The 22,769-nt window shown below is 33.9% G+C and carries 21 protein-coding genes; 11 read left to right on the top strand and 10 right to left on the bottom strand.

The features are described 5' to 3' along the window. Positions 1-38: 38 nt before the first annotated feature. Entirely contained in the window at positions 39-1,199 is a 1,161-nt protein-coding gene (locus ABD963_RS04225) for a serine hydrolase domain-containing protein (RefSeq protein ID WP_345275690.1), read from the top strand. Here the strand turns inward: ABD963_RS04225 and ABD963_RS04220 are convergent. Genes ABD963_RS04220 through ABD963_RS04210 form a run of 3 tightly spaced genes read right to left on the bottom strand, consistent with a single transcriptional unit; the run spans position 1,196 to position 4,008 of the window. Next, positions 1,196-2,338, bottom strand: coding sequence for a methionine aminotransferase (locus tag ABD963_RS04220; protein WP_345275689.1), 1,143 nt, complete (start codon positions 2,336-2,338; stop codon positions 1,196-1,198). The genes ABD963_RS04225 and ABD963_RS04220 overlap by 4 nt on opposite strands. A 9-nt stretch (positions 2,339-2,347) precedes the next feature. Next, positions 2,348-3,040 (bottom strand): LytR/AlgR family response regulator transcription factor, encoded by a 693-nt coding sequence (locus ABD963_RS04215; RefSeq protein ID WP_345275688.1) that lies wholly within the window; start codon positions 3,038-3,040, stop codon positions 2,348-2,350. After that, complete coding sequence (locus ABD963_RS04210; protein ID WP_345275687.1) at positions 3,037-4,008, bottom strand: sensor histidine kinase; 972 nt, start codon at positions 4,006-4,008, stop codon at positions 3,037-3,039. Before ABD963_RS04210 ends, ABD963_RS04215 begins: the two co-directional genes overlap by 4 nt. Before the next feature lie 170 nt (positions 4,009-4,178). On the opposite strand from ABD963_RS04210, the gene ABD963_RS04205 reads away from it, so the two are divergent. After that, positions 4,179-5,075 carry a thioredoxin domain-containing protein gene (locus tag ABD963_RS04205; RefSeq protein WP_345275686.1) on the top strand — a complete coding sequence of 299 codons (897 nt, stop codon included), beginning with the start codon at positions 4,179-4,181 and terminating at the stop codon, positions 5,073-5,075. Here ABD963_RS04205 and ABD963_RS04200 read toward each other — a convergent pair. The 5 genes from ABD963_RS04200 to ABD963_RS04180 all read right to left on the bottom strand — a co-directional run bounded on the left by ABD963_RS04200 (position 5,072) and on the right by ABD963_RS04180 (position 11,269). After that, positions 5,072-6,844 carry a MutS-related protein gene (locus tag ABD963_RS04200; protein WP_345275685.1) on the bottom strand — a complete coding sequence of 591 codons (1,773 nt, stop codon included), beginning with the start codon at positions 6,842-6,844 and terminating at the stop codon, positions 5,072-5,074. The genes ABD963_RS04205 and ABD963_RS04200 overlap by 4 nt on opposite strands. A 76-nt stretch (positions 6,845-6,920) precedes the next feature. After that, positions 6,921-7,616: a zinc metallopeptidase gene (locus ABD963_RS04195; RefSeq protein ID WP_345275684.1), complete on the bottom strand. Its 696-nt coding sequence runs from the start codon at positions 7,614-7,616 to the stop codon at positions 6,921-6,923. Positions 7,617-7,692: 76 nt separating this feature from the next. After that, positions 7,693-7,947, bottom strand: coding sequence for a SemiSWEET family sugar transporter (locus ABD963_RS04190; RefSeq protein WP_345275683.1), 255 nt, complete (start codon positions 7,945-7,947; stop codon positions 7,693-7,695). Positions 7,948-7,950: 3 nt separating this feature from the next. After that, positions 7,951-8,256, bottom strand: coding sequence for a DUF6370 family protein (locus tag ABD963_RS04185; protein ID WP_345275682.1), 306 nt, complete (start codon positions 8,254-8,256; stop codon positions 7,951-7,953). A gap of 25 nt (positions 8,257-8,281) precedes the next feature. After that, positions 8,282-11,269 (bottom strand): leucine--tRNA ligase, encoded by a 2,988-nt coding sequence (locus ABD963_RS04180; protein WP_345275681.1) that lies wholly within the window; start codon positions 11,267-11,269, stop codon positions 8,282-8,284. Positions 11,270-11,395: 126 nt separating this feature from the next. Here ABD963_RS04180 and ABD963_RS04175 point away from each other — a divergent pair, with 126 nt between their 5' ends. From ABD963_RS04175 to ABD963_RS04160, 4 genes are all read left to right on the top strand, one after another. Then, entirely contained in the window at positions 11,396-12,169 is a 774-nt protein-coding gene (locus tag ABD963_RS04175) for a patatin-like phospholipase family protein (RefSeq protein ID WP_345275680.1), read from the top strand. Positions 12,170-12,222: 53 nt separating this feature from the next. Then, positions 12,223-13,140, top strand: coding sequence for a DMT family transporter (locus tag ABD963_RS04170; protein ID WP_345275679.1), 918 nt, complete (start codon positions 12,223-12,225; stop codon positions 13,138-13,140). Between the two features lie 81 nt (positions 13,141-13,221). Continuing rightward, positions 13,222-14,100: a cell division protein FtsX gene (locus tag ABD963_RS04165; protein ID WP_345275678.1), complete on the top strand. Its 879-nt coding sequence runs from the start codon at positions 13,222-13,224 to the stop codon at positions 14,098-14,100. A gap of 71 nt (positions 14,101-14,171) precedes the next feature. Then, positions 14,172-14,426: a DUF3098 domain-containing protein gene (locus tag ABD963_RS04160; RefSeq protein WP_345275677.1), complete on the top strand. Its 255-nt coding sequence runs from the start codon at positions 14,172-14,174 to the stop codon at positions 14,424-14,426. Between the two features lie 35 nt (positions 14,427-14,461). Here the strand turns inward: ABD963_RS04160 and ABD963_RS04155 are convergent, their stop codons facing one another. Continuing rightward, complete coding sequence (locus tag ABD963_RS04155; protein WP_345275676.1) at positions 14,462-15,595, bottom strand: glycerate kinase; 1,134 nt, start codon at positions 15,593-15,595, stop codon at positions 14,462-14,464. A gap of 45 nt (positions 15,596-15,640) precedes the next feature. On the opposite strand from ABD963_RS04155, the gene ABD963_RS04150 reads away from it, so the two are divergent. From ABD963_RS04150 to ABD963_RS04130, 5 genes are all read left to right on the top strand, one after another. After that, positions 15,641-16,981, top strand: a complete 1,341-nt coding sequence (locus tag ABD963_RS04150; RefSeq protein WP_345275675.1) for a GntP family permease — start codon at positions 15,641-15,643, stop codon at positions 16,979-16,981. A 57-nt stretch (positions 16,982-17,038) separates the two neighbouring features. Next, the gene (locus tag ABD963_RS04145; RefSeq protein WP_345275674.1) at positions 17,039-17,833 is read left to right on the top strand and encodes an undecaprenyl-diphosphate phosphatase; all 795 of its coding nucleotides are present in this window, start codon (positions 17,039-17,041) and stop codon (positions 17,831-17,833) included. A 1-nt stretch (position 17,834) separates the two neighbouring features. Next, a complete protein-coding gene (gene truB / locus ABD963_RS04140) occupies positions 17,835-18,530 on the top strand; it encodes a tRNA pseudouridine(55) synthase TruB (protein ID WP_345275673.1) in 696 nt (231 codons plus the stop codon). 58 nt (positions 18,531-18,588) lie between these two features. Further along, complete coding sequence (locus tag ABD963_RS04135; RefSeq protein WP_345275672.1) at positions 18,589-19,305, top strand: hypothetical protein; 717 nt, start codon at positions 18,589-18,591, stop codon at positions 19,303-19,305. A gap of 90 nt (positions 19,306-19,395) precedes the next feature. Continuing rightward, the gene (locus ABD963_RS04130; RefSeq protein ID WP_345275671.1) at positions 19,396-21,930 is read left to right on the top strand and encodes a PQQ-dependent sugar dehydrogenase; all 2,535 of its coding nucleotides are present in this window, start codon (positions 19,396-19,398) and stop codon (positions 21,928-21,930) included. Positions 21,931-22,084: 154 nt separating this feature from the next. Here the strand turns inward: ABD963_RS04130 and ABD963_RS04125 are convergent, their stop codons facing one another. Next, positions 22,085-22,705: a thioredoxin family protein gene (locus ABD963_RS04125; RefSeq protein WP_345275670.1), complete on the bottom strand. Its 621-nt coding sequence runs from the start codon at positions 22,703-22,705 to the stop codon at positions 22,085-22,087. Positions 22,706-22,769 lie beyond the last annotated feature (64 nt).

The raw sequence follows: 22,769 nt of genomic DNA, 5'->3' as shown, positions 1-22,769 counted from the left end.
TTGAGTAATTTGAACCATTAAACTTTCATAACCACATTATGCAAAAAAGCAAATTCCTTTTACTCATTGTAGCAGTTATATTTTTTGTTCCTATAGCGAAAGCGCAAATTATCTATTTTCCAGACAGAAATGCTGATTGGGAAGTTAAACCTGCATTAGATTTTGGAATCAATGCAAATGATTTAAAAGAAGCAGTAGATTTTGCCTTAGCGAATGAATATTCCGGCTCCAGAGACTTACGTGTAGCCATTTTAGAGGGTTTTGCTCGAGAACCTTTTCATCAAATTCTAGGACCAACAAAAAAGCGAGGTGGACCAGCAGGGCTTATTTTAAAAAATGGATATATTATTGCACAGTGGGGAGACACAAAACGCGTGGACATGACCTTTAGTGTTACTAAAAGTTTTTTATCTACGATGGCTGGTTTAGCTGTTGATAAAAATTTAATTAATAACGAAGCCGATTATGTAAAAAATTATGTTTGGGATGGTACATTTGATGGCTCCCACAATTCTAAAATTACATTTCAACATTTACTGCAACAAAATTCCGATTGGTCTGGAGAACTTTGGGGTCTAAAAGATTGGGCAGATCGACCGCCAAGAGAAGGCGGTTTGGATGACTGGAAAAATAGAGAACTTAAAGAACCTGGTACTTTTATGGAATATAATGATGTTCGTGTAAACGTGCTAGCTTATGCCCTACTTCAAATATGGAGAAAGCCACTACCTCAAGTGCTTAAGGATGACATTATGGATAAAATAGGTGCCACAACAACTTGGAGATGGTTTGGTTATGATAACGCATGGACAACTATTGATGGATTAAAAATGAAATCTGTAACCGGAGGAGGGCATTCTGGGGGCGGTTTATTTATTTCTACCGAAGACATGGCTCGTTTTGGCTTGTTGTTTTTAAATGATGGGAAATGGAAAGATAATCAAATAATAAGTGAAGATTGGATTAAAAAAGCTACTGAACCCTCAACAACCAATGTAAATTACGGTTATATGTGGTGGTTAAATAAAAAAGGTCCACGACATTGGGAAAATATATCTGAAGATGTTTTTTACGCTTCAGGATTTGGTGGCAACTTTATCGTTATAGACAAAAAACACCATGTTGTAGTTGTAACTAGATGGCTTCAACCTTCAAAAATAGGTGAGTTTATGCAAACTCTTTCTAAAGTTTTAGACTAGATTTTATTTAAAATATCAGCGGCTTTTTTTAAAGTGTCATCTGATTTAGCAAAACAAAAACGCAATACTTTACTATCAAGATTATTGGTGTTAAAAGCAGATAAAGGTATTGAGGCCACTCCAAATTCAATAGTCAATCGTTTTGCAAAATCTACATCATATTCTTGGGTGATTTCTGAGTAATCTAACACTTGAAAATAGGTGCCTTTTGAGGGTTTAAACTTAAATTTGGAATCTTTAATTAAGTTTAAAAATAAATCTCTTTTTCTTTGAAATAAATCTGGTAAATCCAAATAATGTTTGGGTTCTTGCATATAATCTGCAATGCCTTTTTGAGTTGGATGATGAATACAAAATACATTAAACTGATGTATTTTCATAAATTCTTCCATTAATTCTTTTGGCGCGCAACAATACCCGACTCGCCAACCCGTATTATGAAAAGTTTTTCCGAAAGAACCTGTTATAAAACTTCTCGATTTTAAATCAGGAAATAAGCAGGCACTTTGATGTTCTTCTCCATCAAAAATCATATGCTCATAAACCTCATCACTTAAAACAATAATATTGCTATGTTTTGTTATTTCTTGCAACTGTAACATATCTTCTTTTGAAAAAACAGTACCTGAAGGGTTATGGGGAGTATTTACAATTATCATTTTAGTTCGACTGTTAATAGTTTGTCGTACCGAGTTCCAATCCACTTTAAAATCTGGCGCATTTAATTGAATGGAAACGACTTTTCCACCATTTAATATTACAGATGGTTCGTAACTATCATATGCAGGTTTAAAAATAACAACTTCATCATTAGGTTTTATAAATGTATTTATGATTGTAAAAATAGCTTGCGTGGCACCAGCAGTAACTGTTATTTCATTTTCTGGATGGTAACATATTTTGTAAAGCAACTCGAATTTTTTCGCAATAGCTTCTCGCAATTGCAAATTTCCAGCCATGGGCGCATATTGATTATATCCCGTATTCATGGCTTGAGAAACTAAATCTATAAGCTTTTGGTCGCTCTCAAAATCTGGAAAACCTTGTGATAAATTAATGGCTTCATGCTTTTTAGCCAACCCACTCATTACAGAAAAAATAGTAGTTTCTACATTGGGGAGTTTAGAAATATACTGCATAAAATGGATTTAAACTATTTGTAATTGCTTTAACAATCCTTGTTTGTAAGTTCTCCCAATGGGGATTTTAAAATCTCTTACAAAAATGAGGTTTCCAGAAATCTTACTTACAAATTTACTATTTATTATGAAGGATTTATGAACTTGAATAAATTGATTATTTGGCAATTTTTCAGTCCAGTTTTTTAAAGAATCTATGTAAGATAGTTTTTGTGTTTCGGTAACTACGGTGATATAATTTCTATCAGACTCTATGTATAACACAGAACTTAATGTGATTTTATGAAGTGTTTTATCAACGTTTAAATAAATGATTTCGGTATTATCTTCTTTTGTGTTTTTCCAAATTTGTAATCTACTTTCTGCTTTATTGACAGCTTTTAAAAACCTATCAAACGAAAAAGGTTTCACTAAATAATCAACAATAGTATCGAGCTCAAAACTGTTCACTGCATATTCTGGATAAGCGGTTGTCATGATAATAGCTGGCGGTTTATTAATGGTCTTTATAAAATCCAAACCAGACATATCTGGCAAATTAATATCTAAAAAAATAACATCAATAACATTGTTTTTTATGAAGGCGTTGGCTTCAATAGCTGCCTTAAAAGTAGCCTGCAAATTAATATTTGGCAATTTCTCAATAAAGTTTTTTAAGATTTTTTGAGCTGGCATTTCGTCTTCTATAATGATGCAATTCATTGTAATGTCAAATTTAAAGTCACTTTAAACGTTTTATTTTTTTCAATATTGAGTTTATAGTTGTCTTTATAGATAAGTTCTAAACGCTTTTCTAAGTTTTGTAAACCTATTTTAAAATCGGTGGTGGTTACTATGCTTTCATCAAAATCATTTTCGCAAACCAAATTTAAAATACCATTTTCACCTTCAATCATAACTGAAATAGCACTATTTAAAGTACTATGCTTAAACGCGTTTTCAATAATGGTTATTAACAACAAAGGCGCTATTTGATTTTTTAAAGAATCGATATGTTTTTTGTATTGAATATGCTTAACGCCTTCTGTTCTTATGGTTTGGAACTTGATGTAATTATCGATAAACTGGATTTCTTTTTCAAGTGAAATGGTTTCTTCATTGCTTTCATACAGCACATGTTTCAGGTTATCTGAAAGCATTAAAATAAGCTCTGGCGTTTCATTGGGTTTTTCAAGCGAATAAGAATAAATAGTATTCAAATTATTGAACAATACATGCGGATTTATTTGCGATTTCAGAAACTTCAATTCCATTTCGGTATGTTCCTTTTTTACTTTTTCAACTTCTTCTTGTTCGTCAATAAACCTAAATAAAATCCACACAAACGAAAAGAAAATAAGTGGCACCAAGGTTTGCCATAAATAATCGCTTAAGCATTTGGGCAAGCTGCACCCACATTGTGCAAAAGCGTAGCAATACAACTGAGTTGCCAAAAAGGAAATGAGTGCAAAAACCAAAACATAGAGTATATACCATGTTTTTTTTACAAAATACGGTAGCAGAAAAAAGTGGTTGATATAAACGATGGCAATCAATAAGGACACGTATTGCAAAAACGGGTTCTCTCTCCAATAGAAATCTGAAAACAAAAAAAGCGATACAAACACAAACAGCATCCAAAAGAGAATGTGTACCAATATTTGCGAAATGTGCTTTTTACTTAAAACCATGTTTAAATGTAATTAGAAAACCCAAAAGCATCAAAGAATATGTATAAAAGTCCATTTTGTTATTGCAAACAACCAAAATTGCTGTTTGTAAACCTATTGTGGTTGTTGGTAAAGTTAATTAGCAGTTGTAACTAAACTGATTTAAATTTGAAAAAACAATCAAAAAAATCATGAAACGAACCGTTATTTTTTCAATTCTATTTCTTAGCCTTCACTTTTGTTATTCCCAAACTTTAAATCATCTTGAAAGAGATGAAAATGGCCATGAAATGTTGTTAGGAGAAATTAATAAAACAGGACTTACTCAAAATCCTTTTAATACTTGGTTTTCGGAAAACTATGAGGATTATTTAGTGAACAAAAGCATTGTAAAACGATTGAGAGACTCTTTAAAGCAATATACCATAAAATTATTTTTAGGTACCTGGTGTGGCGATAGTAAACGCGAAGTTCCCAGATTTTATAAAGTTTTGGAGACAGCTAAATTTCCTGAAAAACAATTACAGGTTATTGCGGTTGATAGAACTGAAGATGCCTATAAACAAAGCCCTAACCATGAAGAAGCAGGATTAAATATTCACAGGGTGCCTACTTTTATTTTTTATAAAAACGGTAATGAAGTCAATAGAATTGTTGAATCGCCAGTTGAAACTTTAGAACGTGACATACTCAAAATTGTAACTGATAATAGATACACGCCCAACTATATGGCAGCAAACTATATGAACTATTTACTAAGCTCAAAACCTATTGAAAGTTTAAAAACTGAAGAATCTATTTTAGTACCCAGACTAGCTGAATTTGTAAAAGGTAGCAGAGAATTAAACACGCTTGGGTATATGCTTTTGCGTTCTAATGAATTAGAAAAAGCTTTATATATTTTTGATTTGAATACCCAAATTTTTCCTTACAAATATGATGTTTATGATAGTTTGGGAGAAGCTTTTTATGTAACTAAAAACTACTCTGAAGCTTTAAAAAACTACTATAAAGTTTTAAGCATAAAACCTGATGATAAAAATGCTATGGCAATGATTGAGAAAATTAAAATTGAAATGGTAAACTAAACAATATCCATCTTTTTAAGTAAGAAAGATGCATTCATATTTTTGCAAATACCTTGTTTTAGTTTGTAATCAAAATAAAGTTCGTCGTTAACAATTTCGGCGTCAAAATAATAGTTCTCTATAACATCTAATTCTTGTTCGATTTCGCATAAGCTTAAATCGTGCGTTGCAATGATGCCAGTTGCCTTTAAAGCCACCAGTTTTTCAACAAATTTTCTAGAACCAATAGCTTTATCAGTGCTATTGGTGCCTTTTAAAATTTCATCTAATACAATAAAATAAGGCTCTTTATGAATAGTATCAACAATATATTTTAATCGTGTTAATTCAGAAAAGAAATAGGAACTGTTATCTGTTAAAGAATCGGAGGTACGCATACTGGTAATTAGTTTTACGGGCGAATATTCACTCGAAGTTGCGCAAACAGGTAAACCCACATTGGCCATAACGATATGCAATGAAACCGTACGCAAAAAAGTACTTTTACCTGCCATATTAGCACCCGTAACAATGAAAAACTGTTCATTTCCAATTATTAAATCACTATTTATACGTTTTTCTTTTTTTAATAACGGATGCCCTAATTGTTCTGCTTTAATTACAACTCTATTATTTTTTATTATGGGAAATACAAAATTTGGATGGTTAAAAGCATAATTGCCGAGTGAGTTATAGGCATCAAAAAAAGTAACAACTTCAAACCAATGGTTAACTTTATTAGCATACTGTTTAATCCATTGTTCTATTTCAAAGCTATTCTTTATATCTGTTAAAAAATAACCATTTCCGAAAATGGCACCAATAAAATTATTTCTGTTGTCTAGAGCATCTAATGCTTTTGAAAACTCTTTAAAAATAACAGATGCTTTTTTATTTTCAGATTGAATTTTCTTTTGCTTTTGTTTTAGTAATTCAGAGGAAAATGTTTCGTTTTCTATTAAATCTAACAGCAACCCATATTGCCTAAAGGTATCTCTAACTTTATCCGTATTTGCGGCTAAAACATTTATTTTTTTTAGATAATTACCTGTAATTCCCAATCCAATTAACAACCAATAGCCAATAAATTCAGGATTTGGCATGCCTTTAAAAGCTATAAACACAACAATAAGTAATGTTACTAAAGTAAAAACCATAGGCAACCATTTTATACTTTTTGGTAAAAACGATTTGTGGTTTTTCAACCATTGGATGATTTGCTTTTCAGGGGTTTCAACATGTACTAAACTGGCCGTAGCCGAATATAGTTGGCGCCATTTAACTTTATTACTTAATTCGTTAATAGCCTGTTGCCGTAATTCGATATTTGAAATATCGTTGGCTTTTAGAGCATTTGCTAATCTCAAAGAACCTTCATTTAAAGTGGTTCTGTTAATAAACTGGTAAAAAGAACCTCGGCCAAACAAATCGATATCCAAACTATAAGAGTGGTTTGGCTCTTGAAATTCCAACCCTTCTTCTCTGTGATGAAAATTGCCAGAATTAATTTTTATTTCTTCCTCATTAATGGAAACCAAAGCTTCATGCAAGGTCTTTTGGGTTTTTAAATCGGTATATTTTGAGAGTAAAAAAGCAAAAAGGACCATTCCAATTATGGCTATTCCAAGAGCAACCTGCCATTGTGAGAACATCATGTAAACTCCCCAAACAGTTAAAACAAAAATTGCTATTCTGTAAATACTAAAGAGCACCATTTTATTGGTTAACTTTTGAACCTTTTCAGTGTATTTTTTTAAGTGCTCATTATAATATTTTGAAGGGTTTTTCATTTATTTTGATTGTTATATAAAGAAACAAAAAAGCCCTGAAAATTTTCAGAGCTTTATGTAAATATTTAAATTGGTTTTAATCTCGCCCTCCAAATACTTGAAGTGCCCAATATAATAACGAGGCTAGTGCACCAATAGCTGCAACCACATAAGTTCTTGCCGCCCATTTTAAGGCGTCTTCAGAACCAACATATTCGTCTGGAGTTACTATGTTTTTATTTTTTAGCCATACTAATGCTCTATTGCTGGCATCATATTCTACTGGTAAAGTTATAAAACTAAACAACGTTGCAAACCCCATGAAAGCAACTCCAGCAGCCGCTACCCACCAACCTAATCCAAGTCCTGCAGCACCACCAAGTATTAACCCTCCAATGATTAACCATTGGGACATTCCTGAAGTTACACTTACCACAGGTACTAAACTAGAACGCATTTGTAACCAACTGTAAGCCTTTGCATGTTGTACTGCATGCCCACATTCATGAGCAGCAACAGCAGCAGCGGCAGCATTTCTTTGATTATAAACGGCTTCACTTAAATTAACGGTTTTGTTTTTTGGATTGTAATGATCTGTTAACTGTCCAGGGGTTGAAATAACCTCAACATCCCTTATACCATGGTCTGCCAACATTTTTTCTGCAATTTCAGCACCACTCATACCATTACGTAATTGAACTTTAGAATACTTGTCAAACTTTCGTTTAAGTGTGTTGCTCACTAACCAACTCACAAGAGCTATAGCACCTATTAATATATAATATCCTATCATGTTTTTTTATTTTATTATTTTTTTATTAAATATAGCAAAAATAACGCCAATTATTTATTATGAAAGTTTGTCAGCATTAATTATTCTTTCCGTACTTAATTTTAAAGTAAACTAAGAGAAAAGACGATAATGCAGTAATGGTATTTGCAAAAATCATTGAAGGGCTATGCTTCAGAAAACCATACACAAGCCATCCAAGAATACCAACAAAAAACATAAGTAACATAGGAAGTGATAAACTCGATACGTCTCGTGTTTTCCAAGTTTTATAAACTTGAGGAAGGAACGCTGCGGTTGTTAAAATGGCTGCAACAAAACCTATAATTTCCATAGATTAATCCAATAAATTGATAGAGCTTACTTGAAATCTGTCATGAACAATTTTTCCCGATATCTCAGCTTTTCTAATCACTTCACAAAATCCTGAGTTTTCATCATGAGCATCACCAAAATCATCAATATGGGCGCCATCAACAAAAAAAGCTTGTTCATCAATTCGAACCGCTAAGTCACATCCTTTTTGGGATGCTAGTCCGAATTGGCATTGCCCGCAAGACACTTCAACAATTTGTGTTTTACCTTTGGCCTTGTTACACGATAAAATCGCTAGAAAAGCGCAAAAAACTAAAAGGTTTTTCATGATTTTGAATTTTTATCAAATGAGCCTATCCAACTATATTAACAATTTTACCTGGAACTACAATCACTTTTTTAGGAGCGCGCCCTTGCAACTGCTCTTTGGTTTTTTCGTTTGCCAACACGGCTTTTTCAATCTCTTCTTTACTGATGTCTAAAGGTAACTCCAGCGTGAAACGCATTTTGCCATTAAACGAAATAGGGTAATTTTTACTACTTTCTACCAGATGGCTGGCATCAAATTTTGGAAACGGCGCCGTTGAAATACTTTCGTTATGCCCCAATTGATTCCATAATTCCTCGGCAATATGTGGTGCATATGGTGAGATTAAAATCAACAACGGTTCTAATATGTCTTTGCTGGTACATTTTTGAGCTGTTAACTCATTCACCGCAATCATAAAAGTGGATACCGAGGTATTAAACGAGAAATTCTCTATGTCTTCCTGAACTTTTTTGATGGTTTTATGCAGTGTTTTTAAGTTGTCTTTTGAAGGTTCTACATTATCAACAAGCAATCCGTTTTCTCCAACATACAATCGCCACATTTTTTTAAGGAAACTGTGTACACCCGTAATACCAGCCGTATTCCAAGGTTTGTATTGCTCTAATGGACCTAAAAACATTTCATAAAGGCGTAAACTGTCAGCGCCATAATCGATACAAATTTGGTCTGGATTGACCACATTGTATTTGGATTTAGACATTTTTTCGACATCGCGCTTTACTTTAAACGTACCATCATCTTCACAAATAAATTCTGCTTTTTTAAATTCTTCTCTCCATTTTTTAAAAGCTTCAATGTTTAATTCATCAGAGGCATTTACAAATGATACATCAACATGCATTAATACTTCTGTTTGATTATAGTCTACAATTCCTTCACCTCTTGAAATATTATACTCTTTCTTTAAACTATCCGCTTTATTAACAAAATCATTTATTTTAGTTTCTTCGCCATTCTTATATTTAATATATTCTGAATAACTAACAAAAGCTACAATACCGTTTGGCAATTTTTTTTCATTTTCGGGATTGATACCAATATTATTTGAATATACACTAAAACTGAAAGAAATTCTAAAAACAAAAGCACTCGTCCCCAAAATCATACCTTGGTTAATCAGTTTTTTGGCAAACTCATCATAAGGCACCAAACCTTTATCGAACATAAACTTTTGCCAAAAACGCGAATACAACAAATGCCCTGTAGCATGCTCACTTCCGCCAATGTACAAATCCACCTGTTGCCAATAATTAATAGCTTCTTGCGAGAAGATTTCGGCGTCATTGTGTGGGTCCATATAGCGGTTAAAATACTGGCTACTACCTGCCCACCCAGGCATGGTGTTCAATTCTAGAGGAAACACCTTTTTATTATCTATTTGGCTATTATCAACTACGGCATTTGTTACGGTACACCACGCCCATTTTGTAGCGTTACCTAAAGGTGGTTCGCCCGTTTCGGTTGGCAAGTATTTTTCAACTTCGGGTAACTCAATAGGTAAATATTTGGTGTCAATCATTTGTGGCATCCCATTCACATAATACACCGGGAATGGTTCGCCCCAATAACGCTGGCGACTAAATACCGCATCACGCAAACGGTAATTGGTTTTACCTTTGCCTTGACCTATTTTTTCTAGCTCAGCAATCGCTTTTTTGGTAGCTTGTTTATAGCTTAAACCGTTTAAAAAATCACTATTGGCAATCATCGTTTTTTCTTTATCGGCAAAGGCTTCTTCGCTAATATCAACACCCTCAAAAATATTGGGTATGGGAATATTAAAATGTTTTGCAAAATCGTAATCCCTTTGGTCACCACATGGCACACTCATGACTGCGCCTGTGCCATAACCTGCCAACACATAATCGCCAATCCAAACAGGTACAGGTTTTTTAGTAAAAGGGTGCTCAACATAAGCGCCTGTAAAGGCACCTGAAATGGTTTTAACATCCGCCATTCTATCACGCTCGCTGCGCTTAGCCGTGGCTTCAACATACGCCTCAACTTCAGATTTTTGCTCTGGCGTTGTAATTTTAAAAACCAACTCGTGTTCGGGGGCTAAAGTCATAAATGAAACTCCAAAAATAGTATCCGGTCGTGTTGTGAAGACATCTATAACGTCATCATGTTCGATTAAATTAAAAGAAACGGCCGCCCCAACTGATTTTCCAATCCAGTTACGTTGGCTTTCTTTTAAAGAATCTGTCCAGTCAATTTTATCTAACCCCTGAAGTAAACGTTCAGCATAGGCAGAAATTCGCATACTCCACTGGGTCATTTTTTTACGAATCACAGGATGTCCACCACGCTCGGAAACCCCATTAACAATTTCATCGTTTGCAAGTACCGTACCTAAGGCTGGGCACCAGTTTACTTCAGTTTCTGCCAAATAGGTTAAACGGTATTGCAGTAATATTTCTTGTTTTTTTACGTCATTAAAATTATTCCAATCTGAAGCCGTAAAGAATGCTAAATCATCATCGCAAGCAGCGTTCACATGCACATTCCCTTCAGTTTCAAATATTTTAATCAATTCTGATATATCCTCAGCCTTATCACTTTTGTAATTATACCAAGAGTTAAATAGCTGAATGAAAATCCATTGTGTCCATTTATAATAACTTGGATCAGACGTTCTTACTTCTCGAGACCAATCAAAAGAAAACCCGATTTGGTCTAATTGTCGGCGATAGGTTTTAATGTTTTCGGCAGTTGTAATCGCAGGATGCTGACCCGTTTGAATCGCATACTGTTCTGCAGGCAAGCCAAAAGAATCATACCCTTGTGGATGCAATACATTATAGCCTTGGTGGCGTTTATAGCGCGCATAAATATCTGAAGCTATGTAACCAAGCGGATGCCCCACATGCAGCCCAGCACCACTGGGGTACGGGAACATGTCCAACACATAATATTTGGGTTTATCACTATGGTTTTCAGCTTTAAACGTTTGGTTCTTGGCCCAATAGTCTTGCCATTTTTTCTCGATTTGATTGAAATCGTATTTCATTCTAAAATTTTCAGCATGTAAAGGGGCAAAGTTAAGGTTTAAATAGAAAAAACTAAAGGCTATTTAAATTACTTCTAGGGATTTTTTTATAATTGTATCTTTATTCAGCTTAACTTATAAATTTATATGAATCAGAAAATTGGCTTAGTGCTTTCCGGTGGCGGTGTTAGAGCCATTGCTCATATTGGACTAGTAAAAGTTTTATTAGAACATGATATAGTTCCAACACATGTTTCTGGAACCAGTGCCGGGGCTTTAGTGAGTGCGCTTTATGCCAATGGGTACAATACCGATGAGATGATCCAGTTTTTTAAACAAACTCCTATTTTGGATTTCTCCCTGTATGCGTTGAAGAAACCAGGCCTTTTGGATAGTGAAAAATATATTAGGTATTTTAACAAGTTTTTTACCGAAAATTCTTTTGAGAAATTAAAATACCCCTTAACAATAACGGCTACCAATTTATTATCTGGTAGACTGGAATACTTTAGTGAAGGAGAGCTTATAAAACCTCTTATAGCCTCTTGTGCGCTTCCACCTTTGTTTTCACCGTTAAAAATTAATGACAACCTATATTCTGATGGCGGTATTTTAAACAATTTTCCTGTAGAACCATTAAAAAAACAAGATGTCCCAAAAATAGTTGGCAGCTTTGTAAACCCTATAACCACCGTTAAAGCCTCGGAAATAAACACCTCTTTAAAATTAATTTATCGTGTTTATCACCTTGGTTTAGAAACTAATAATATCAAAAAATTCAAATTATGTAACTATGTTTTTGAACCCAAGCCCATTGATAAAATTGGTACATTGGAAACTAAAAGTATAGATGCTGCTTTTGAAATTGGATACAATCAAGCTAAAAAAGAAATTGACGGTATACTTAAATCGCTAGAATAGCTGAAATCAATTTCAAATTTCTACCTTCGTAGCTTCATATAAAGTATTCTTTTTTGATTAAAAACACCACTAAAGCCCACTTAGCACTTCTAGGAGCCAATATTATTTATGGTGCTAACTATATTATTGCAAAAGGTATTATGCCCAATAAAATTGGACCTTCTGCTTTTGTATTTATTAGGCTTTCGTGTTGTGCCTTACTATTTTGGGGTATTAAGTTTCTGTTTGTCAAGGAAAAGGTTGAAAAAAGGGACTTATTGAGGTTGGCACTTTGCGGTTTGTTTGGTGGTGCTTTAAACCAAATGCTGTTTTTTCATGGTATTAATTTAACATCACCCATAGATGCTTCCATTATTCAAACATCAAACCCCGTTTTGGTTTTAATATTTAGTCTTATTATTTTAAAAGAAAAACTTACCAAAAATAAAATTATCGGAATTACCATGGCAGGCATAGGCGCTGTATTCTTAATTTTATATGGTAATAAAGTACAAGGTACCAGTTCTTTTTTGGGCAATCTATTTGTTTTTTTAAATGCTTGTAGCTATGGGTTGTATTTGGTTATTGCAAAAACACTCATGCAAAAATATCAAGCTATCACGGTGGTTAGTTGGGTATTTTTATTCGGTTTTATGTATGCTTTTCCTTTTGGAATTGGTGATTTTTTAAACACCAATTTTGAAGCTTTTACAACCAATACCTATTTAACCATTGGTTATGTGGTTTTATTCACCACCTTTTTTGCTTATCTGTTTAACATTTATGCACTAAAATACGTGTCGCCAGCAATAACCAGTAGTTATGTGTATTTACAACCTGTTGTTAGTTTTATATTGGTGAGTGTTTTAGCCTATATTTTTATGCAAAGCGATTATGCACAAGACATCAGTTTGGTTAAAATATTGAGTTGTTTACTTGTTGCGGCAGGGGTTTACATCACCAGTAAATCTCAAAAAAAATCGCCCATTTAAAACAATATTAAAAGTTTAAACGTTGTATTTCCTAACGAATCGAGTTTTCTTTTATATTTTTACATTGTTAATCCATATTTTATGAGTTCATCTTTTGAAAAACACCAAAAACGCCGATTGATATCTTCTTATTTTTCTGTGGTGTTGAGTATTGCCTTGGTTTTATTTTTATTGGGATTATTGGGCATGCTGGTTTTGAACGCTAAAAAAGTATCCGATCATTTTAAGGAGCAAGTGGTAGTTACGATTTATTTGAAAGATTCTGCCAAAGAAGTTGAAACCAAGCAACTGGAGAAAAGTTTAGCCATGGCAGATTATGTAAAGAGTACCGAATACGTTTCTAAAGAACAAGCTGCAGAATTTATGAAAGCTGAAAATGGTGAAGATTTTATGGATTTTGTGGGTTATAATCCGTTGCAAAACTCCATTGATGTGCATTTGAAAGCCGATTTCGTAACCTCGGAACATCTTGAAAAAATTTCAGAAGAAGCGTTGTCAAAAAACTTTGTTGATGAAGTTACTTACGATAACGACTTGGTAAACTTAATGAACGACAACGTTAAAAAAATTAGTTTTTGGGTATTGGTGATTAGCGGTATTTTTACGTTAATTGCTGTTTTATTGATTAACAGTTCCATAAGATTAGCGGTATATTCCAAAAGATTTACCATAAAAACCATGCAAATGGTGGGTGCTACCAAACAGTTTATTCGTCGCCCGTTTGTTTGGAAAAGTGTCCGTCTGGGAATGATTGGGGCTGTTTTAGCCTTAGTTGGTATGGCGATAGTACTATATTATCTAAACAAAACATTCACAGATTTACAATTACTAAGTAACCCTGTTTTGGTAAGCCTATTATTTCTTTTAATTTTTGTTTTAGGAATAGTTATTACCTGGATTAGTACTCATTTTGCAACACAACGTTTCCTGAATTTAAAAACCGATGAATTATATTATTAGATAATTTATAAACGCCTTAACATTTAAATTTTAAATAAATACGTTAATTTGCGTTATATTTTTAGTGAATCATGGGAGAAAAAAAACGAAAAGAAGAATCTAAACCAACATTTGTTTTTGGAAATAAAAACTATAAATTCATGTTTATTGGCCTTGCCATTATAGCTTTGGGTTTTATTTTAATGTCTGGTGGAGGTAGCGATGACCCCAATGTTTTTAACCCTGAAATTTTTAATTGGAGGCGTATCCGTTTAGCACCTATGTTGGTGCTTATTGGTTTTGGTTTTGAAATTTATGCCATTCTTTTGAATCCTGATAAGGAGTAGTTCTCGAAACAATTTTTCATACTTCAAATTCACAATTATTGAAGCAACAGTAAAGTTTCTGCAAATTTTTCTGCTATTTTTTTTACATACTTCTCACTATTTTCCATAGCGTCTTCCAAGTTTTCAGCATATTTTATAACGGCATCGGCATAATGAATTCCGAAATCTTTGATTTCAACAGCATTCAAATCTAAAGCACCACAAAAGGCAGCCACTTTGATGTTTTTCGCTTTTGCAGAGGTAAGCACACCTTGAATAGTTTTCCCTGAAAGGGTTTGATTATCTAATTTTCCTTCCCCAGTAATAATCCAATCGACATCCTTTATTTTTTCATCAAAATCAATTAAATCCTTAACTAAATCTATCCCTGATTGAAGTTTGGCATTTAAAAAAACCATGGTTCCAGCTCCCATACCACCAGCTGCTCCAGCTCCTTTTGTGTTTTCAATGTCTTTCCCAAACTGTTTTTTAAACAAATTGGAAATGTGTTTTAATCCAGCATCCAAGTGTTTTATCTCTTTTTTTGAAGCACCTTTTTGAGGGCCATAAATATAAGCAGCTCCCTGTTTTCCATGCAACGGATTGGTAACATCACTAGCTACCTTAAAGTCAATATTTTTAAAAATCTTTGAAACCTCTCCCGTATTTATCTTGTGGATATTTAATAAATTCTTCCCAATGGGGCTTAATTCTTTTCCATTTTCATCTTCAAATTTATACCCTAAAGCGGTCGCCATACCCATTCCACAATCGTTTGTTGCACTACCGCCTACACCTAAAATAATGGTTTTAGCACCTTTTTTTATAGCATCTAAAATAATCTCACCTGTTCCCAAAGTGGTGGTGTTAAAACAATTTTGCTCCTTGGGCTTTAACAATGCCATTCCAGAGGCACTTGCCATTTCTATAAAAGCGACTTTAATATCTTCCATGTAGAGGTAAGATGCTTCTATGGGTCGAAATAATGGATCGTTAACAATAACTTTTACAAGTTTTCCTTTCAAGTGATATTTTAAAATTTCAATCGTGCCATCACCGCCATCAGAGAGAGGTATAAAAATAACCTCGGCCTTTTTAATTAACTTTTTTAAGCCTTCTTCAACGGCATTACAAAACTGTAAGCCTGTTAAAGAGCCTTTAAATTTATCTGGTGCCAGCACAAAACGCATAAATAAAATTTATTAGTACTTTTAGTTAAATCAAATATACGCATAATGGAAATTTTAATTGCCTTAGTAGTAGTGGTTATATTCATGGTTGTTGCTGCCTCAAAATATAAATTCCATCCTTTTTTATCGTTGTTACTAGCTAGTATTGTTATGGGTTTTGTTGGTGGTCTGACAGAAAAAGAAATAACAGCAACCCTTACAACTGGCTTTGGTAAAACATTGGGAAGTATAGGGATAATTATTGCTTTTGGAACCATAATTGGTGCTTATTTAGAAAAAAGTGGTGGTGCTAAAACCATGGCAAATTGGGCATTAAATACCATTGGAAAAAGCCGTTCGGTTTTGGCCATGAACATCACTGGTTTCATCGTTTCAATTCCTGTTTATTGCGATTCCGGTTTTATAATTTTATCCTCTTTAAACAAGGCCATAAGCAAACGTACTAAAATACCTTTAGTGGTTTTGGCAGTGGCTTTGGCTGGTGGTTTGTATACCGCCCATGTATTTATACCCCCAACACCAGGGCCTTTGGCGGCCACCGCTGCTTTGGAGGCTGATTTGGGTTTGGTGATACTTTTAGGAATTGTCGTTTCGTTTCCTGTATCGTTAGTCAGTTATTTTTGGGCCAATTATCTTCAAAAAAGATATAAAAATATCGTTGATACTGAGAGTATTGTTGATAATATTACTGAAGCGGATAATCCGTCTCAAGGTATCCCAAAAACCTCAACAGCCTTTATGCCTATCATTGTCCCAATTATTTTAATCGCTTTAAAATCAATTGCCGATTACCCTACACATCCCTTTGGAGAAGGTATATATTCTAGAATAGTCAACTTTATTGGGAACCCGATTATTGCCTTATTGATAGGAGTATTTTTGGCTTTTAAACTGAAAAACAAAGTAAAAGAAGCTGTTCATTTTAATTGGATTGGCGAAGGTTTAAAAGAGGCTGGGGTTATTATATTAATCACAGGTGCTGGTGGTGCTTTTGGTTCCATATTACAGGCAACTGGTATAGGGGATATTATTGGAAATTCATTTTCAAATTTTAACTTAGGTCTATTTTTACCCTTTTTAATAGCGGCTGTTTTAAAAACTGCACAAGGGTCTTCAACTGTATCCATAATTACAACCGCTGCCATAATGGCTCCCATTTTAACATCCTTTGGCTTAGATTCTGCCTTAGGAAAAGCCCTGTCGGTTCTGGCTATTGGTGCAGGCGCTATGACGGTTTCACATTTAAACGACAGTTATTTTTGGGTCGTGGCCCAGTTTTCTGGAATGGACACCCCAACAGCATTAAAAACACAAACTGTTTCCACTCTGCTGCAAGGTGTTTTTGGTATTTTATTGATACTGATTATTGGTTGGATTTTTATTTAACTAAATTTTTAGCTAAACACTTGCGTTTGCTTTAGGTTATTGGTTATTTTTACCCTCATGAATATAATTGACTCCATCATACTTGGTATTATTCAAGGGCTTACCGAATTTTTACCTGTTTCATCCAGCGGCCATTTAGAATTAGGAAAAGCCATTTTGGGAGACCAATCAGTTCCAGAAGAAAGCCTTCTATTTACCGTGGTTTTACATTTTGCTACCGCACTAAGTACCATGGTTGTTTTTAGAAAAGATATTTTGCTCTTAATAAAAGGTGCCTTAAAATTTAAGTGGAATGATGATTTGAAATTTATTGTAAAAATTGCGATTTCCATGATTCCTGCTATTATTGTTGGTCTATTTTTCGAAAAACATTTAGAATCCCTTTTTGGTGGCAATATCCTGTTGGTTGGTTGTATGTTAATGGTTACTGCTATTTTACTGTACTTAGCAGACAAGGCAAAGAACACAAACAAAAATGTCTCATTTAGTAATGCCTTTATCATAGGAGTCTCACAAGCTATTGCAATGTTACCAGGTATTTCGCGATCTGGCGCAACAATTTCTACTTCAGTTTTATTAGGAAATGATAAAACCAAAGCTGCTCGTTTTTCCTTTTTAATGGTGGTCCCATTAATTTTTGGTAAAATAGCGAAAGATGTTTCAAGCGGAGAGTTAACTTACGAAAGCAGTAACTTTACAATGCTCTCCATTGGGTTTATAGCTGCTTTTATTTCAGGTCTTTTTGCATGTACCTGGATGATTGCTTTGGTTAAAAAAAGTAAGCTAAGCTATTTTGCTGTTTACTGCGTTATTGTTGGTTTAATTGCTATCGCATTTTCATTATTCTATTAAAATGAAAACTGTAGAAGATTATCTTTCGGGGGAAGTATTATTAATTGACAAACCCTTAAACTGGACCTCCTTTCAGGTGGTTAATAAATTACGCTGGGAAATCAGGCAAGCTTTCAAAATAAAAAAAATTAAAGTTGGTCATGCGGGTACTTTAGACCCTTTAGCATCAGGTTTACTAGTTATTTGTACGGGTAAAATGACCAAGCAAATCAACACGTTTCAAGGTCAAGAAAAAGAATACACAGGAACTTTCGTTTTAGGAAGTACAACCCCTTCTTTTGATTTGGAAACTGAAATCAATGAAACCTTTGAAACTAGTCATATTAACGAAACACTTATCTACGAAACGACAAAACAATTTGTTGGCGATATCGAGCAATTTCCTCCTGTTTTTTCAGCATTAAAAAAAGATGGAAAACGCCTATATGAATTTGCAAGAGCCGGGGAAGATGTAGACATTAAACCCAGAATGGTAAACATTTCAGAATTTGAAATCACTAAAATCGATAATCTTCAAATTGATTTTAGAGTGGTTTGTAGTAAGGGTACTTACATACGTTCTTTAGCTAACGATTTTGGTAAGGCCCTTAGTTCTGGTGCTCATTTATCTATTTTAAGACGCACAAAAATTGGTGATTTTCATGTTAAAAACGCAACATCCATTGAAACCTTTATTGAGGGTCTTAATTTCTGTTAACAACTAAATTGCTTTATTTTACGTATATTTCACGAACCCAAACGTAAAAATTTAAGATTTGCACCTAACAAATCAACATAAAGCAATATTAATTACCTTCTTCCTTTCGGGAACTGTTGTGCTATCTGTTTTCAATTTAAGCCTAAAAAAACATAGTGAGCTAATTTCTGAAAGTTACTACGAAATTGAACCGGAAAAAGAACTCTCCGAAGAAGAAATAAAAATTCTTGAAGCTTTGGAAAAAATAAATAATGCCAAAGCCGAAACGAATAACGCCTTTAACGAAAACCAAAAAAGCAACCAGTTTGCACAAGCTTATAAAACAATAGCACCACCCGAGGATTATGTCCCCAAAACAAATAGCATTTCTGACGGACCGAACACTGCCCAACGCAGTTATGAAGATGAACAAGATTCTAAATTAAAAGAGGAAGAACTCTCTAAATTCAGTAAAGTAAATGAGCTTTTAAAGAAACAAAAATCGGATGGTAACAATTCTAAAAGCACCATTAGTTTTTCGTTAAAAGATAGGCAAAAAATCTACATCCCTATTCCTGTTTATTTATGTGAGGAGGATGGAAAAATTATTGTAAATATTACCGTTAATGCTAATGGTGATGTTATTGATTCTTATATTAATACATCTTCCACATCAGACAATGAGTGCCTAATAGAGCGTGCCTTAGAGTATGCCAACCAGTCACAATTTAGTGCTGATGCCTCAAAAACCTCTCAAATAGGCACCATTACATTTTATTTTATTGGTAAACAGTAATTCAATATTTTACTTTAAGTTAACCCATTTGAATAATAAATTCACTTTAAATTCGGTAACTTTGAAATAAAAACCTCAAACAATTGACTTATGGCTTACAAAAATCTAATACTATTTTTTTCTTTTTTAAGTGTTACTATTATAACAAGCGCTCAAATAACCTACGAATCAGCATTCCCTAATTTAGATTTTCGATTTCCAGTAGAGATGCAATCTGCAAAAGATGGAACAGATCGTATGTTTGTTGTAGAGCAAGAAGGACGAATAAAGGTTTTTCCAAGAAACCCTAATGTAACTTTAGGTAATTTAACAACATTTTTGGATATTACAGACAGAGTTAGTTTTGCAAACGGGCAAGAAATAGGCCTTTTAGGTCTAGCTTTTCATCCAGATTTTACTAACAATAGATATATATATGTTTTTTATACTACTCAAAGTCCCCTTTCACAAATCAGTGTTAGGTCTGTATTATCTAGGTTTACTGTAAACAGTGGAAATATCAATCTTGCCGATCCTAATAGTGAACTTATTATTTTTCAATTTGATAAGAACCAAAATAACAGCAATCATAATGGTGGGAAAATTGCCTTTGGTCCTGACGGCTATCTTTACGTATCATTTGGTGATGGTGGAGGTGGAGATGACCCTAACAATAATGCTCAAAACACCAATAATGTTTTTGGTAGTATTTGCAGAATTGATGTCGACATAGATGGTAGCAACCCCTTAGAAACAAATCCCATTTTACCGAATGGAAATTATGAAATTCCTACGGATAACCCTTTTGTGGGAGTTAGTGGCCTGGACGAAATTTACGCTTATGGCATCAGAAACACTTGGAAATTTTCATTTGATGAAGTCAATGGAACTCTTTGGGGTGCTGATGTTGGACAAGGTACTTTTGAGGAAATAAATATTATTGAAAAAGGCAAAAACTATGGTTGGAAACGTTTTGAAGGAAATATTGTAAGAAATAATATAACCATTTCTGGCCTTTCAGACTTTCCTGTTTTTTTTTATGGCCACAATGCTGGAGACAGATCTATAACTGGAGGCTATGTTTATCGAGGAACAGAAATTACAAGTTTAAGTCCAGATATCAATTCTAAATATATTTTTGGAGATTATGTAAGTGGAAGAGTGTGGGCTTTAGATTATAATGCAACCACAGGTAGTGCCAGCAGCACTTTACTTTTTAAAACTAATGGGCAATTTATATCTTCTTTTGGTGTAGATGACGATGGTGAATTATATTTTAGTGATTATGGTATTAACGCTAAAATATACAAATTAGTTGATGGTACAACGACAGCAACAGGAACAGCAGTAAATGGTATTGGGGCATGGAGCCATTTAGATGAAGGTGTTAATGGCACTATTGAAGCCATAGCAACAGCACCAAACGGAAACGTTTATCATGGAGGTAATTTTAACCAAGTTGGCACTATTACAGCAAATAATATTGCGGTTTGGAACAAAAATAATGGATGGCAAACTCTTGGTAGCGGCTCTAATGGTACAATTAACGCATTAAAAATTTCTAGTAATGGTGATGTTTATGCTGGTGGTTCGTTTTCATCAATTGGAGGTGTGTCAGCTAATAATATAGCGGTATGGAATGGAAGCACATGGAGTCCTGTTGGGGCAGGTATTAATGGGCCTGTTGCTGCTTTAGAAATAGACAGTAATGGGAATATTTATGCTGGTGGTGTTTTTGAAACAGTAAATGCCAGCATTACAGCAAGAAATATAGCACTTTGGAATGGCAGTGCTTGGTCTGTTTTAACAGATGCGACTAACTCAATTCCGGGGACTAATAACGAAATTAGATCACTAGCAATTGATAATAACGGCATATTATATGTTGGTGGTAACTTTGATGAAGCTGGTGGCAATACAGCGCCAAGAATAGCGACTTGGGATGGTGCTAACTGGGGCACCTTAGGCTCTGGTACTAGCGGATTTGTGGAAGCTATAGCTACTACAGATACCGATGTGTATGTAGCCGGAAACTTCGCTATCGCTGGTGGATTAACCGTTAACCGTATCGCTAAGTGGAGCAAAACTGGCAATAACTGGTCTACCTTAGGCAACGGCTTGAGCAACATTGTAAACACATTAATTCATGATGGCACAAATTTATATGCAGCAGGAGCTTTTGATAATGCCAATATTAATGCAACAAATAGCATTATAGTTCATAATATAGCTCAATGGAATGATATTAGTGGATGGAAAGCATTAGGCACAAATACTAGTGTAGGTGTAGATATTAAAATTAATACCATGACCTTTGCTTCTGATAGTGATGGCGTTGACAGAATATTTGTTGGCGGTAATTTTAATAATGCGGGGGCGATTAGTGCCAATAATACGGCACAATGGTCTTCTCCAAATTTATTGAGTATAACAGAATTGAATAAGAATGAAAACCTTTATGTGTACCCTAATCCAACAACAGGAATAGTTAACTTGAGTAAAGAACAAGAATGGTCTCTTTACAATATTCACGGAAAAATTATTAAAACAGGAAAAAGCAATGTTTTAACAGTTTCTTCGTACCCTTCAGGCATTTATTTTTTAAAAATTAAAAATAGTTCAACTCTTAAAATTATTAAAAAATGAAAATGAAAAAAAGATGTGGATGGTGTGTTGGAGATGATTTATATGAAACTTCACCGCAACCAATAATGTGGTGTGGCCTCAGATTATTTAAAATAGTCCCAATTTAGTACTGATACCTCAAAACCTCCATAAATAGGTACAATTACGTATTATTTTATTGGTAAACAGTAAATTCTATATCAAACAAAATATTTGCTACATCCTCTGCGATGGTTTGGCCTTTATCTTTATTGTACCAAATTTGCAGCTCTTCTTTAAACTCTGGTGTTAGTTTTCCATGATTGTTTTTGTATTCATTAACAAGTTTGTTAGCTATGCTCGGTCTGGGGCCATAAGTGTTTAAAATTTCACCTGTTTCGTCATCAACCATAATAACTTTAGCAATAGCCCTTCCACCATTAGTTAAAAACATGTCCATGAGCTCAATATTTTCATCACGCAATACAATCTTTATGCTTATATTATTATTAAATTCTGCCATTTTGTTAAGTACTGGCATTACATGGGCTGCATCACCACACCAACTTTCAGTAATAATAATCCAAGTAATTTTTTTATTCAAGGCTGTAACTTTTTTCTGGATTTTTTCGGAAATCTTGATTGTTTTGTCCCAACGTTTCATGCGCCTATCATTAAGCTTGGTGTAATTAATTAAAGCTTCTGATTTATTATGACCAGTTGTTGAGTTTATTTCTGCTAAATGTGATATCATATTTCGATATGATTCATAGGAAATTCCCTTTTTTATACTCGATTTTATAATTGGATCTATCATTGTTTCAGTTAGTTGACTTTATGGAACTTTTTTCTACTTTTCAACATCAACATTTGTCATTTTA

This window comes from Litoribaculum gwangyangense, assembly GCF_039543505.1.
GTDB lineage: Bacteria > Bacteroidota > Bacteroidia > Flavobacteriales > Flavobacteriaceae > Litoribaculum > Litoribaculum gwangyangense.
The sequence above is the reverse complement of the archived record's forward strand: the minus strand, read 5'-3'. Positions and strand labels throughout refer to the sequence as shown.

Bases quoted from the DNA above. Each gene is read 5' to 3' on its own strand.
- ABD963_RS04130 (WP_345275671.1), top strand. From the start codon at position 19,396: ATGGCTTACAAAAATCTAATACTATTTTTTTCTTTTTTAAGTGTTACT.
- ABD963_RS04165 (WP_345275678.1), top strand. From the start codon at position 13,222: ATGAGTTCATCTTTTGAAAAACACCAAAAACGCCGATTGATATCTTCT.
- ABD963_RS04160 (WP_345275677.1), top strand. From the start codon at position 14,172: ATGGGAGAAAAAAAACGAAAAGAAGAATCTAAACCAACATTTGTTTTT.
- ABD963_RS04155 (WP_345275676.1), bottom strand. From the start codon at position 15,595: ATGCGTTTTGTGCTGGCACCAGATAAATTTAAAGGCTCTTTAACAGGC.
- truB (WP_345275673.1), top strand. From the start codon at position 17,835: ATGAAAACTGTAGAAGATTATCTTTCGGGGGAAGTATTATTAATTGAC.
- ABD963_RS04225 (WP_345275690.1), top strand. From the start codon at position 39: ATGCAAAAAAGCAAATTCCTTTTACTCATTGTAGCAGTTATATTTTTT.
- ABD963_RS04195 (WP_345275684.1), bottom strand. From the start codon at position 7,616: ATGATAGGATATTATATATTAATAGGTGCTATAGCTCTTGTGAGTTGG.
- ABD963_RS04215 (WP_345275688.1), bottom strand. From the start codon at position 3,040: ATGAATTGCATCATTATAGAAGACGAAATGCCAGCTCAAAAAATCTTA.
- ABD963_RS04180 (WP_345275681.1), bottom strand. From the start codon at position 11,269: ATGAAATACGATTTCAATCAAATCGAGAAAAAATGGCAAGACTATTGG.
- ABD963_RS04205 (WP_345275686.1), top strand. From the start codon at position 4,179: ATGAAACGAACCGTTATTTTTTCAATTCTATTTCTTAGCCTTCACTTT.
- ABD963_RS04150 (WP_345275675.1), top strand. From the start codon at position 15,641: ATGGAAATTTTAATTGCCTTAGTAGTAGTGGTTATATTCATGGTTGTT.
- ABD963_RS04190 (WP_345275683.1), bottom strand. From the start codon at position 7,947: ATGGAAATTATAGGTTTTGTTGCAGCCATTTTAACAACCGCAGCGTTC.
- ABD963_RS04220 (WP_345275689.1), bottom strand. From the start codon at position 2,338: ATGCAGTATATTTCTAAACTCCCCAATGTAGAAACTACTATTTTTTCT.
- ABD963_RS04200 (WP_345275685.1), bottom strand. From the start codon at position 6,844: ATGAAAAACCCTTCAAAATATTATAATGAGCACTTAAAAAAATACACT.
- ABD963_RS04210 (WP_345275687.1), bottom strand. From the start codon at position 4,008: ATGGTTTTAAGTAAAAAGCACATTTCGCAAATATTGGTACACATTCTC.
- ABD963_RS04175 (WP_345275680.1), top strand. From the start codon at position 11,396: ATGAATCAGAAAATTGGCTTAGTGCTTTCCGGTGGCGGTGTTAGAGCC.
- ABD963_RS04125 (WP_345275670.1), bottom strand. From the start codon at position 22,705: ATGATAGATCCAATTATAAAATCGAGTATAAAAAAGGGAATTTCCTAT.
- ABD963_RS04185 (WP_345275682.1), bottom strand. From the start codon at position 8,256: ATGAAAAACCTTTTAGTTTTTTGCGCTTTTCTAGCGATTTTATCGTGT.
- ABD963_RS04145 (WP_345275674.1), top strand. From the start codon at position 17,039: ATGAATATAATTGACTCCATCATACTTGGTATTATTCAAGGGCTTACC.